An 11,277-nucleotide genomic window follows, 5' to 3' on the forward strand; every position below is an offset into this window, starting at 1 on the left:
CCGGCACCGGGCTTCATCCGGACATTTCCCGTTCGAACAGGCATAGGCCATTGTCAATGACCCTGCGATCGCCGACATCCGCCCGGAAATGCACTGTCGGGCCTTCCTGCCAGATCGAAAGCGAAAGCGTCTCGCCGGGAAAGACGGGGCCGGTGAACCGGCAATCCATCGTGACGATCCTGTTCTCATCCGGGTCGGCCAACCGCATGAGCGCGCGGCAGATGTGCCCATAGGTCGACAGTCCGTGCAGGATCGGCCGGTCGAAGCCGGCCGCGCGGGCAAAATCGGGATCGACGTGCAACGGATTGTAGTCGCCGGACAGGCGGTAGATCAGGGCAGCTTGCGGTGAAATCGGCAACCGTGTTGTGCTGTCGGGTCCCCGGTCGGGCACGGCCAGTGGTGCGGGCGCCGGCAGGATCGGCCCTCCCAGCCCGCCGTCTCCACGGCAAAAGGCCGTCTGGGTGACCGTGGCAAGCAGTTTGCCCGTTGCTTTGTCGGCGATGTCGCGCTCACTGACCACAAGGCTTCCACGGCCCGGCCCCTTGTCATGGATGGCAACGATGCGGGGTCTTGCCGTGACGGTTGCCGCGAGCGGCAGGGTGTCATGGATGACGAACCGCTCCGATCCATGCACCGTGCGCAGGAAATCGAGACCCGGATCGAGGTCGCGATACCAGAAACCGGGATAGGCCAGCGTCACCGCCATGGCCGGGATGGCAACCAGGTCCTTCTCGAAAGCAAGCCGAAGGTCGAGGGGATCGAGCGGATCGCACCCCGCTCCCACACCAAGCGCGTAGAGCATCGTGTCGCGCTGCGTGTAGGTCTGTTCGAATTCCGGGAACTCGAACGACATCAGGTCGTCGTAGGCCGTCATCAACGCGAGACCCTGACCGCCCGCCCGAGAAGGTAGCCGGCATCGACGGTCACGAATTGCCCGGTCATCTTGCGGCCGTCGAGAGCAAGGAAGACCGCAGCGTCGGCGATGTCATCGGGCGAACAGACGCTGCCGAGCGCCGATGCCGCGGCGAAGTTGTCACGGATCGCCTCGTATTTGTCGGCGTCCATTCCATTGAGAAACCAACCGCTCTCGATCAGGCCCGGCAGCACGGCGTTGACCCGGACTTTCGGCGCCAGCAACCGGGCCAGCGCCAGGGTCAAGGAATTGAGTGCACCCTTGGAGGCGACGTAGGCCAGCGAACTGCCGTTTCCGTTCACGCCGGCAATGGACGAGATCGTGACGATGGCGCCTGCCCCGGACCGTTCCAGGTGCGGGGCCGCGGCCCGCGCAAGCTGGTGCACGCCAATGACATTGGTCGCGTAGACCCGCTGGAAATCCTCCGCATTCTGGGCGTCCAGGTCTGTCATGGTCGTGAACTGGGTGGTGCCGGCACTGCAGACAAGGATGTCCAGGCCACCCCAGGTCTCGACCACCCTGGCGACCATCGACCGGCAGTCGGCGTCGCTGGCCACGTCGCCCTGCAAGGCCATGACCTCGCCACCCTCCGCACGGCAGGCCGCGACAACTTCTTCCGCCGCCTCGCCGCTGCGCCGGTAGTTGATCGCCACGCGGCATCCGCGGCGCGCGAGATGGCGCGCGGTCGCCGCGCCAACGCCGGTTCCTCCGCCCGAGACGAACGCCACCTTTTTGGTTTCGGTACCCGGATCGACCGTCATTGTCACAGCCCCATGTAAGCCGACTGGATCGCCGGATCGCCGGACAGTTCGGAAGACGGTGCGGATCGCACGATGGCGCCGTGGTCGAGAACATAGGCACGGTCGGAGACGCCGAGCGCCTCGGAGACGTTCTGTTCCACCAGGACGATGGTCAGGCCCTTCTTGCGCGCCAGTTCGCGGACCAGTTCGAACACCTGGTGCACCAGCTTGGGCGAGAGACCGACCGACGGCTCGTCAAGCATGATCAATTGCGGCTGGCCCATGACGGCCCGCGCAATGGCACACATCTGCCGCTCGCCGCCGGACAACGAGCCTGCCCATTGTTTCTGGCGCTGTCGCAGGATCGGGAACAGTTCCATCACCTCGTCGAGCATCTCGGAGAAGCGCGCAGAACCGCGCTGGCTGAAGCCGCCCATTTCCAGGTTCTCTCGAACCGTCATGAAGGGAAAGAGGCGGCCGCCCTCCGGCACGAGCGCGAGCCCCCTGGCCGGCAACTCGTGCGCCGCCATGCGTGTGATGTCCAGATCACCGAGCCGGATGGTGCCTTCGCGGGCCGGGTTCACGCCAGCGATCGTATTGAGGAGCGTCGTCTTGCCGGCCCCGTTGGCGCCGACCACGGCGACGATCTCCCCGGCTGCAGCATCGAAGTCGATCCCCTCGATCACCGATGCCTGGCCATAACCGGCGTGCAGGTTGCGCACTGTCAAGGAGATGCTCATGCGTGCTGCCTCCCGAGATAGGCTTCCACGACATGCGGGTCGGAAAGCACATGGTCGGGCGAACCGTCGGCGATCAAGCGTCCGAAATCGAGGACGATGACACGGCTCTGGAAGGCCCGGACGACCTTCAGATTGTGCTCGATCACCATGATGGTGAGCCCTTCGCCATTGAGTTTGCGCACCAGGTCGATGACGCTTTCCACTTCCTTCTGGTTCAACCCGGCCATGACCTCGTCGAGAAGCAGGACCGAGCAGTCCAGCGCCAGGGCACGCGCGATCTCAAGCCTCCGGCGCTCGCTGAGGGTCAGTGTGCCGGCCTTGATCCCGGCGCGCGCCCCGAGGCCGACCATGTCGAGCACGTGCATGGCATAGTCGGCTGCTTCGGACAGGTTGTTCCGCTTCAGGAAGGCGCCGACCATGGCGTTTTCCAGCGTCGTCAGCGTCGTCAGCGTCTTGGAAATCTGGAACGTCCGCCCGAGGCCGAGCTTGGCTCTTGCGTGCGGGCGCAATCCCGAGATGTCCGCTCCGTTGAAGATCACCCGGCCGGCGCTCGGCGGATACTGGCCTGTGACGAGGTTGAACATGGTCGTCTTGCCGGCTCCGTTCGGGCCGATGATCGATAGCAGATCGCCCTTGCGCAGGTTGAAGGACACGTCGTTGACGGCCACAAGGCCACCGAAACGGCGGGTAAGGTTCTCGACCGAGAGGACGAAACCGCTCATGATCGCGCCCCCCTGTAGCGTTCCCAGGCCCCCTGGAGCGCGCCGAAGATCCCCCGCCGCATGAAGAGCGCGAACAGGACGAGAAGTCCGCCGAGGATGAGAAGGTTGATGCCGGGAATGGTACCCCCGAGCGTTGCGCGCAGGTAGGACTCCAGCGGGATGATCAGCAGGGCTCCCAGCAGCGGACCGTACAGTGTTCCGACGCCGCCAATCAGCGCGATCAGCAGGAACTTGACGCCGATGTCCTGGATGTTGAGCACCGTCGGCGGATCCACGAACCGGAGATACATGGCGAAGAGCGCGCCACCGATGCCGGTGAGTGCGGCACTGATCGCCATCCCGGTGAGCTTGACTTTCAGCACGTCGATCCCCGCCGCCCGCGCGGCATCCTCGTCGAGGTGCACGGCCTGGAGATAATAGCCGAGGCGGCCTCGCAGGACATAGGCAGCCACGACAAGGCTGATGAGGAGGAAGCCGACCATGATGATGGCGTAGGGCAACCGGCTCGTGAAGACCATGTTCACGAGGCCGGCCTTGAACGGCAGCAGCATCCCGCGCGGCCCGCCGGTCACGCTGTCGAAGTAGGTCGCCAGCACGAAGGCAACCTCGTTGAGCGCGAGCGTCGCGATGGCGAAGAATGGCCCCTTGAGCCGGAAGGTCGGCCAGGACACCGCGACCGCGACGATCGATGCGAGGATCATGCCCGGAATCAGCGACAGCCAGGGCGAAACCTGCCAGTGAAAATAAAGGTTTGCCGTGGTGTAGGCGCCAATGGCGAAGAAGACGCCATGGCCGAGCGAGAACTGGCCACCGAAACCGCCGATGATGTTCCAGCTCGTCGAAAGGGCAGCAAACAGGAACGTGTAGGCCATCATGTTGAGGATGAACGGGTCGCTACGAAACAGGAAGAGGCACACCGCAAAGAACAGGCCGATGGCCGCGATGCGCCCGAGTTCTGTTGCGAAGGTGGTAACCTTCGGGCGGGCGGTCCCGCCGGCGCCGGCGCCGGCCAGGCCGGCGGGCATTGCCTGAATATCAGTCTTGTTCACGAAGCCCGACCTCCTCTGCACCTGCGATTCCGAACAGGCCGCCCGGGCGCACGATCAGTACCGCGATGAAAACCAGGAACCAGATGGCGTGCTTGAGTTCGGGGCTGAGGTAATAGCCCGCGAAGGCCTCGATGAGGCCGATGATGAAGCCGCCGAAGAAGGCGCCCCAGACGCTGCCCAGGCCGCCAAGCACTACAACAGCAAATGCGGCAAGGATGAAGTTGCCGCCGATCTGGGGCGAAAGCGTGTAGATCGGTGCCAGCAGGACGCCGGCGAGCCCGGCCAGGGCGGCGCCGACGCCGAAGGTCAGCATGAATGCCAGTTCGACATTGATGCCCATCAGGCGCGCCGACCGGCGGTCCTGTGTCACAGCGCGCACGGCCTTTCCATACATCGTGCTGTGCAAAAACCAGTTGGCTCCGATGGCAACGACAATGACGGTCGCGAGCACGATCAGGCGGGACAGGTTGACGTTGATGTCGCCGACCGAGATGACAATCCGGGACAGTTCGCTGTGGACCGAGTAGCCGGTTCCCCGCGTGATGGCGAGGACGGCGTTCTGGAACAGGATCAGCAGCCCGAAGGTCGCGAAAATTTGCATGAATGGTTCGTTCTGGAGCGGCTGAAGGACGAACCGCTGGATGATCACACCGAGCACGAACAGGCAGGGCACGACGACCAGCGCCGAAACATAGGGATCGAGGCCCAGCAGGAACCAGCTGAGATAGGCGCCGTACATGCCGAGCATGACCAGTTCGCCCTGGGCAAAATTGACGATCCGGACGACGCCGAAAATCAGGTTCAGGCCCATGCTGACGAGGCCGTAGATACCGCCCAGCAGCAGTCCGACGATGACGATGTTCAGGAATGCCGCCATGGCAAAGCCTCTCCTTGCAGGAAACGCGGCGGTCCTGTGAGGGACCGCCGCGACAGCCGGGACCCGGCTCAGTTGCCGATGTTCACCATCTTGTTGTCGCCGGCCGCATCATCCGGGAAAACGGTGATCTGCTTGCCGCCCTGCCACTGGATGACAGTCGGGAAAGCCCGCAGGTTCTGCTTGTTGTCGTCGAACTTCGCACCGAAACCGGTTTCGTAGGTGCGAAGCGGCTCGTCAAAGCTGCCAAGGACTCCGGCAACGGCTTCGGGCTCGGCGCTGCCGGCCTTGTTGATCGCCGACGCCATGATCTTGAAGCCGACGAAGGCTGCCATGCTTTGCGGAGCAATCGGGTCTTCCCCGTACTTGGCGCGGTAGGCTTCCAGGTAAGCCTTCGATCCCGGTCCATAGGCTTCGGAAATGTCCGGACGCGGATAGGACACCACCAGCAGGCCTTCGAGACCGTCGGCACCCATGGCTTCCAGCGTCTCCTTGGTGTCGCCGGTTCCGACGAAGACCGTTGCCTTGGGCTTGAAGCCCTGATCGCGCGCCGTGCGAAGCAGCAGGTTGCCATCCGGCACGTAGCCCGTCTGCACCCAGATGTCCGGGTTGGCGTCGCGGGCGCGCAGGACCGAGTCGGTCAGGTCGATCGACTTGTAGCTGTGGGCTCCGATGCCCAGCACCTTCACGCCGGCGGCTTCGAGCCTCTCCTTCTGGTGCTCCGCGATGGATGTGCCGTATACCGATTCCTCGTGCTCCAGCCACACGGTCAGTTCGCCTGGCTGCTTGCCGAGCTTGGCCGCCAGGGAATTGAGGATCAGGTCAATGGAAACATCGGCAAAGGAAACCGAATAGGGACCGGAGCGGATGTAGTTCGGCAGACCGCGCTCGGTCAGGTTGGTCGCCAGCGCATTGGTGTCCCAGTACAGCTTGTTGTAGTTCAGCGCCGTCTCGCTCGCCGCGCCGGCCACGGCGCTGAGATAGGTACCGATGAAGGCGTCCGCGTTGTCGCGCGTTGCCAGCCGTTCGACGGCTGCGATGCCTTCCTGCGGATTGGTCGCGTCTCCCTTCAGGATCTCGATCTGCCGACCAAGGATGCCGCCGGCCTTGTTGACCGCATCGGCAGCCAGTTCATAGCCGCGGTTGACCTCGCCGCCATAAAGCGCCAGCGGGCCGGAATAGGGGTTGATCGTTCCGACCTTGAAGGTTTCCTCGGCGGAAGCTCCGCCGGGGACGGCCAGGCAAAGCGCCATGGCGGCGCCGGCAAGTGCTGCACGTCTCGTCAGTTTCATCATCGCATTTCCTCCCTTTGTAAGCCCGCTTGGGGCAGGTGCTACGATTTCCCGCTGCCGGTCGCGTCACCGGTCAGTCGAAACCTTGGCAGTTGCCGGTCCATGTCCTCCTCGAAGACCAGCGCAACGCGTCTGCCGATGACATCCGTATCGTCAGGCATGTCGATAATGTTGGTGATCAGCCGCGGCCCCTCGTCGAGATCCACCAGCGCCACGTTGTACGGCACCCGATCGCGGTATCGCGGATCGAAGGCCACGTGGAACACCACCCAGCTGTGAACCGTCGCGTTCCCCGATGCTGCATGCCAGTCGAAGTCGTCCGACCAGCAACGGGGGCATTCCGCACGGGCCGGCAGCCAGTTGTTGCCGCAATGGCGGCAGTGCTGGAAAGTCAGCCGGTGGGCGTCAAGCGCCTGGCGGTATGTTTCCTGGGGCGTTTCGCCCGGCGCTGCGGCGCCGGCCTGGCTCATTGCCCCAGGATCAGCGTCGAGTGCGTATGCATGATCCCTCCCTGGTTGCTGACGATGCACCTGGCGGCATCCTTGACCTGGCTGGTCGATTGTCCGCGCATCTGGCGCACGCCTTCGAGAACGAGTTGCAGGCCAGGCATGCCGGTTTCGGACAACAGCCCTCCGGACGTGTTGAGCGGCAAGGCGCCATCGTTGCGGAAGCCGCCGTTTCGGGCCAGGTCCGTGAGAGCTTCGCGGCTGCCGAAGCCATAGGATTCCAGCGTCATCGCGACGGTCACGGTGAAACAGTCGTAGATCTGCGCACAATCCATGTCGCCCGGCCCAAGCCCGGCCATGCGGAACGCCGTCTGAGCGGAGACATCGGCCCGCGTTTGCGTGAGGTCGGACCTCAGCGTGACATCGGAAGAGCTGTTGCCCTGCCCGAAACCCAGCACCGGCACGGGGGCCTCGACACCCAGTTCGCGGGCTTTCCGTTCCGACATCACCACCACGGCCGCGGCACCGTCGGAGATCAGGCAGCAATCGTCGCGGCGAAGCGGTTCGACCACCCAGGGCGCGTTGGCATAGGTTCCCGCATCCAGCGGCATGCGAAGCTGTGCATTCGGATTGGCGGCACCGTGGGTGCGGCACGCGATCGCGATCTCGCGAAACAGGTCTTCGGCGCCGGCGAACTCGTGGAAATAGCGCTGCGCGATCATCGCATAGCCTGCCACGACACTCGACCAGCCGAAGTCGGCGGCATCGCCCCAGGGTTTCTCGTAGGCCTGGCGGGTCCCGGTCTTCGGGTTGTCGGCGAGCGTCACGAGGACCACCTCGCACTGCCCGGCCTCGATGGCCATGGCGGCGATGGCGATCATCGAGATGTTCGAGGCGCCCCCCTGGTCGAAAACGCCACCGAACCGCGGCTCGAGTCCCATCGCCTCGGCCAGCGTCTGGCCGTACATCATTTCCACGCGGGACGTGGGAACCTTGACCAGCAGCCCGTCGATGACATCCTTCTCGATCCCGGCGTCGGCGACCGCCTTCCGGCACGCCTCCATGTTCAGCGAGATGGTGGAGCGGCCGGGCAACTTGCCGAACGCGGTCTGTCCGATGCCTGCAATGACAGCCTTCGCACCCATCAGATCGCCCCCTTCTTCTCGAGGTCGGCGAGTTCTTCCGGTCCCAGGCCCAGCCAGTCGCCGTAGACCGTCCGGTTGTCGGCTCCGAGGTCCTTGCTCGGGTGGAGCGTATCGATCGCCTGTCCGTCGTATCGCATCGGGCTGGCAGGCAAGACGAGCTCCCCCAGCGCAGGATGGTCGACCTCGCGCAGCATGCCGCGCGCATGCAGGTGCGGGTCGTGAACCACTTCACCGAGATCGCGAACCTGCGCACAGGGCACCCGGAACCGCTTCAGCCGTTCATCGAGCTCGGCGCGGGTGAACTGCTGAGTCCAGGCGCCGATCGTCTCGTCGACGAATTCGATGTTATCCACGCGGGCCTTCAGGCTGCCAAGGCGCGGATCGTCGTCAAGGTCCTCCCGCTCCATCGCCTTGAGCAGCGATTTCCAGTGGGTTTCGCTTACGCAGATCAGGGCCAGGTAGCCGTCAGCCGCCCGGTAGACATTGTAGGGCGCCTCGGCCATGCCGCTGTGGCGATTGCCGGTCCGCTGCGTTGCTGCGCCGCCGCTGCCAAAATAGAGGCCAAGGGCCGAGGACAGCGAGGCATAGACCGAATCGAACATGGAAACCTCGACAAAGCGCCCCTTGCCGGTCCGCTCACGGTCGAAGAGCGCCGTGGCGACCGCGCCGTAGAGGTGCACGCCGCCGAAGAAATCGGCCACGGCGGGCCCGGCCTTGACGGGCGGGCGGTCGGGATAGCCCGTGATCGACATGATCCCCGACATGGCCTGGACCGTGAGGTCCATCGCCGGGTAGTCGCGGTACGGACCGGACCAGCCGAAACCGGAGCCGGCTGCATAGATCAGGCGCGGATTGAGTCTCAGGAGACGGTCGGGGCCCAGTCCCAGCCGGTCCATCACGCCCGGCGCGAAATTTTCAAGCACCACGTCGGCGCGCTTGATCATCGTTTCCGCAAGCCCGCGACCCGCCTCGCTCTTCAGGTTCAGCGTGACGAATTCCTTGTTCGAATTGAGCATGGCGAACGGCACCATGGCGCCACCGACGGCACCCCGCCGGCGCATGTTCTCGCCGCCCTTCGGCTCGATCTTGATCACCCGCGCGCCGGCCATGGCCATCAGGAACGTCGCGTAGGGTCCGTTGTAGATCTGGCCGAAGTCGATGACCGTGACGCCATTCATGGGCAGGTTCGATTGGCTCATGTCATCGGCCCCTGAACTGCGGCTGACGCTTTTCGGCGAAGGCCTTCGGGCCCTCGGCGGCATCCTCGGAGAACATCAGCAGGCGATTGACCACCTGTTCGAAGCGCAATCCCGTCGCCAGCGGCATGTCGCGCGCCCTCACCGCCAATTCCTTCGCGGCCTGGGTCGCCAGCGGCGCATTGGCAGCAATCCTGCGCGCCACCGCCATGGCCTCGTCGATCAGGCGGTCAGCCGGCACCACGCGGTTGATCAGGCCCCAGCGCGCTGCTGTGTCGGCATCCATGGAACTGCCTGTCAGCACCATTTCCATGCCGATGGCATAGGGCAGTTGCGACAGCACGCGCTGCGTCCCGCCATTGCCCGCAATGACCCCGCGCTTCACCTCGGCAAGCGAGAATGTCGCATGCGGTGCCGCGATGCGGATGTCGGTGCCAAGCAGGAGGGTCATCCCGCCGCCGACGCAATAGCCGTTGACGGCCGCGATCACCGGTTTCCAGACTTCCAGCCCCCTGTTGAGCAATTGGTCCTTCTGCGTCAGCCACATTTCCTCCAGGCCCGGCGGAGCGGCCACGAAGCTCTTGATGTCGGCACCCGTCGAGAAGGACTTCTCGCCGGCGCCGGTGACGATCGCGACCCGGATCTCGCTATCGTCGCGCACGCGCTGCCAGGCCTGTGACAGGCCCTTGTAGTGCTCGTCATCCATCGCGTTCAGCCGCTCGGGACGGTTGATCGTGATCAGCGCAATTCCGTCATTGAGCTCGAAGTCGATGGACATCGCTCACGCTCCCGCCGAGCGTTTCGCATTGCCGCTCAGGAGGTCGCGCGCCACGACCATGCGATGGACCTCCGACGGCCCTTCGCCGATCCGCTTGATCCGCATTTCCCGGTACCAGCGCTCCAGCGGCATCTCGCAGGCGACACCCAGGCCACCGAAGATCTGCATGCAGCGGTCGACGATACGCCCGGCCGTTTCCGTGGCGTAGACCTTGCAGGCCGACGCATCGATCTTGATGTCGTAGCCGAGATCTGCGCGCCAGGCCGCCTGGTAGACGAGCAGCTTCGCGGCACGCAGTTCGATTTCCGAATCCGCGATCATCCACTGGATGGCCTGCTTGTCGGCCAGCGGAGTCTTGAAGGTGTGTCGTTCCCTTGCCCAGTCGATGGCAAGGCGCAGTGCAGCATCAGCGATCCCGAGGGTTGCTGCGGCATAGGGAACGCGGCCATGGACAAGCCAGGTTTCGGCCAGTTGGAAACCCTGCCCCTCTTCGCCGATCCTGTTTTCGACCGGAACCCGGACATTCTCGAAGGAAAGTTCATACGGCGAATAGGACCGGATGACGGGTATGCGCGTCAGGGTCAGGCCAGGCGAATCCTTCTCGACGATGAACGCGGAAATGTTGCCGCGCTGCTTTTCCGAGCCGGTCCTGGCAAACACGACCCCCCAGTTCGCCTGGCTGGCACCGGAAATCCACACCTTGGTCCCGTTGAGGACGTAGTGATCGCCGTCACGGACCGCGCGTGTCTGGATGGCCCTGGCCGGATCGGAACCGCCGGACGGCTCGGAGATGGCAACGAAGGTCTTGTCGCCATTCGCGACGACCGGGTCGGCGTATTTCGAGATCTGTTCGGGCGTGCCCTTGTAGATGATGTTGGGGGGATCGAAGCCGAAGGCGCCGCAGGCGGGAATGTAGGCGCCCATCCGGCATTGCGCGGCCTCCTCGGCGATCACGCACTGGGCCAGCAGGTTCAGACCGGCGCCGCCATGCTCGGCTGGCGTCTGGACATACCAGAGACCGAGATCGCGCGCTTCCTTCTGCAACTTCCTGAGAACGGGCTCCGGCAGGGTGTAGGCATCGTGCTCGACCCGGTCCTCCTCAGGGATGACCCGCTCCTTCATGAAACGCCGCGCCGTGCTGCGCAGCATTTCGAGTTCCTCGGGCATTTCCCAGGCACCCAGACTTCCGGCCCCCATAGCCTCCATCCTCCGATCCATCATGACCTCGTCCTTGCTTGCCGCCGCATTGGGTGCGACGGTCCACTTGTCCAACAGACTTGCTGATCGACATCCGAGTGTCAAGATATTATCAGACCAAACGTATATTAAATTATCGGACCAAAATAATTGACCTCTTCACGCATCGCGATTATGGTTCGGCC

12 protein-coding genes are annotated in these 11,277 nt (G+C 64.2%); all 12 read right to left on the reverse strand.

The window, feature by feature from the left end:
• Window positions 1–13: 13 nt before the first annotated feature.
• On the reverse strand, window positions 14–874 hold the full coding sequence (locus CSC94_RS08780) for a MaoC/PaaZ C-terminal domain-containing protein (RefSeq protein WP_099305933.1): 861 nt from the start codon (window positions 872–874) through the stop codon (window positions 14–16).
• Window positions 874–1,674: an SDR family NAD(P)-dependent oxidoreductase gene (locus tag CSC94_RS08785; RefSeq protein ID WP_099305934.1), complete on the reverse strand. Its 801-nt coding sequence runs from the start codon at window positions 1,672–1,674 to the stop codon at window positions 874–876. The genes CSC94_RS08780 and CSC94_RS08785 overlap by 1 nt, the downstream gene beginning before the upstream one ends.
• 2 nt (window positions 1,675–1,676) lie before the next feature.
• Window positions 1,677–2,393, reverse strand: coding sequence for an ABC transporter ATP-binding protein (locus CSC94_RS08790; protein WP_099305935.1), 717 nt, complete (start codon window positions 2,391–2,393; stop codon window positions 1,677–1,679).
• Entirely contained in the window at window positions 2,390–3,115 is a 726-nt protein-coding gene (locus CSC94_RS08795) for an ABC transporter ATP-binding protein (RefSeq protein WP_099305936.1), read from the reverse strand. Before CSC94_RS08795 ends, CSC94_RS08790 begins: the two co-directional genes overlap by 4 nt.
• The gene (locus CSC94_RS08800; RefSeq protein ID WP_133122850.1) at window positions 3,112–4,164 is read right to left on the reverse strand and encodes a branched-chain amino acid ABC transporter permease; all 1,053 of its coding nucleotides are present in this window, start codon (window positions 4,162–4,164) and stop codon (window positions 3,112–3,114) included. Before CSC94_RS08800 ends, CSC94_RS08795 begins: the two co-directional genes overlap by 4 nt.
• Window positions 4,151–5,041 (reverse strand): branched-chain amino acid ABC transporter permease, encoded by an 891-nt coding sequence (locus CSC94_RS08805; protein ID WP_099305938.1) that lies wholly within the window; start codon window positions 5,039–5,041, stop codon window positions 4,151–4,153. Before CSC94_RS08805 ends, CSC94_RS08800 begins: the two co-directional genes overlap by 14 nt.
• Before the next feature lie 68 nt (window positions 5,042–5,109).
• On the reverse strand, window positions 5,110–6,333 hold the full coding sequence (locus CSC94_RS08810) for an ABC transporter substrate-binding protein (RefSeq protein ID WP_099305939.1): 1,224 nt from the start codon (window positions 6,331–6,333) through the stop codon (window positions 5,110–5,112).
• 38 nt (window positions 6,334–6,371) lie between these two features.
• A complete protein-coding gene (locus CSC94_RS08815; RefSeq protein ID WP_099305940.1) occupies window positions 6,372–6,800 on the reverse strand; it encodes a Zn-ribbon domain-containing OB-fold protein in 429 nt (142 codons plus the stop codon).
• Window positions 6,797–7,921 (reverse strand): thiolase family protein, encoded by a 1,125-nt coding sequence (locus CSC94_RS08820; RefSeq protein WP_099305941.1) that lies wholly within the window; start codon window positions 7,919–7,921, stop codon window positions 6,797–6,799. Before CSC94_RS08820 ends, CSC94_RS08815 begins: the two co-directional genes overlap by 4 nt.
• On the reverse strand, window positions 7,921–9,120 hold the full coding sequence (locus tag CSC94_RS08825; protein ID WP_099305942.1) for a CaiB/BaiF CoA transferase family protein: 1,200 nt from the start codon (window positions 9,118–9,120) through the stop codon (window positions 7,921–7,923). The genes CSC94_RS08820 and CSC94_RS08825 overlap by 1 nt, the downstream gene beginning before the upstream one ends.
• A 1-nt stretch (window position 9,121) precedes the next feature.
• Window positions 9,122–9,895, reverse strand: a complete 774-nt coding sequence (locus CSC94_RS08830; protein ID WP_099305943.1) for an enoyl-CoA hydratase/isomerase family protein — start codon at window positions 9,893–9,895, stop codon at window positions 9,122–9,124.
• Window positions 9,896–9,898: 3 nt separating this feature from the next.
• The gene (locus CSC94_RS08835) at window positions 9,899–11,116 is read right to left on the reverse strand and encodes an acyl-CoA dehydrogenase family protein (RefSeq protein ID WP_205853254.1); all 1,218 of its coding nucleotides are present in this window, start codon (window positions 11,114–11,116) and stop codon (window positions 9,899–9,901) included.
• Window positions 11,117–11,277: the final 161 nt, after the last annotated feature.

It is taken from the genome of Zhengella mangrovi (assembly GCF_002727065.1).
Classification (GTDB): Bacteria; Pseudomonadota; Alphaproteobacteria; order Rhizobiales; family Rhizobiaceae; genus Zhengella; species Zhengella mangrovi.

Bases quoted from the DNA above. Each gene is read 5' to 3' on its own strand.
- CSC94_RS08825 (WP_099305942.1), bottom strand. From the start codon at position 9,120: ATGAGCCAATCGAACCTGCCCATGAATGGCGTCACGGTCATCGACTTC.
- CSC94_RS08820 (WP_099305941.1), bottom strand. From the start codon at position 7,921: ATGGGTGCGAAGGCTGTCATTGCAGGCATCGGACAGACCGCGTTCGGC.
- CSC94_RS08795 (WP_099305936.1), bottom strand. From the start codon at position 3,115: ATGAGCGGTTTCGTCCTCTCGGTCGAGAACCTTACCCGCCGTTTCGGT.
- CSC94_RS08835 (WP_205853254.1), bottom strand. From the start codon at position 11,116: ATGATGGATCGGAGGATGGAGGCTATGGGGGCCGGAAGTCTGGGTGCC.
- CSC94_RS08830 (WP_099305943.1), bottom strand. From the start codon at position 9,895: ATGTCCATCGACTTCGAGCTCAATGACGGAATTGCGCTGATCACGATC.
- CSC94_RS08815 (WP_099305940.1), bottom strand. From the start codon at position 6,800: ATGAGCCAGGCCGGCGCCGCAGCGCCGGGCGAAACGCCCCAGGAAACA.
- CSC94_RS08810 (WP_099305939.1), bottom strand. From the start codon at position 6,333: ATGATGAAACTGACGAGACGTGCAGCACTTGCCGGCGCCGCCATGGCG.
- CSC94_RS08780 (WP_099305933.1), bottom strand. From the start codon at position 874: ATGACGGCCTACGACGACCTGATGTCGTTCGAGTTCCCGGAATTCGAA.
- CSC94_RS08785 (WP_099305934.1), bottom strand. From the start codon at position 1,674: ATGACGGTCGATCCGGGTACCGAAACCAAAAAGGTGGCGTTCGTCTCG.
- CSC94_RS08790 (WP_099305935.1), bottom strand. From the start codon at position 2,393: ATGAGCATCTCCTTGACAGTGCGCAACCTGCACGCCGGTTATGGCCAG.
- CSC94_RS08805 (WP_099305938.1), bottom strand. From the start codon at position 5,041: ATGGCGGCATTCCTGAACATCGTCATCGTCGGACTGCTGCTGGGCGGT.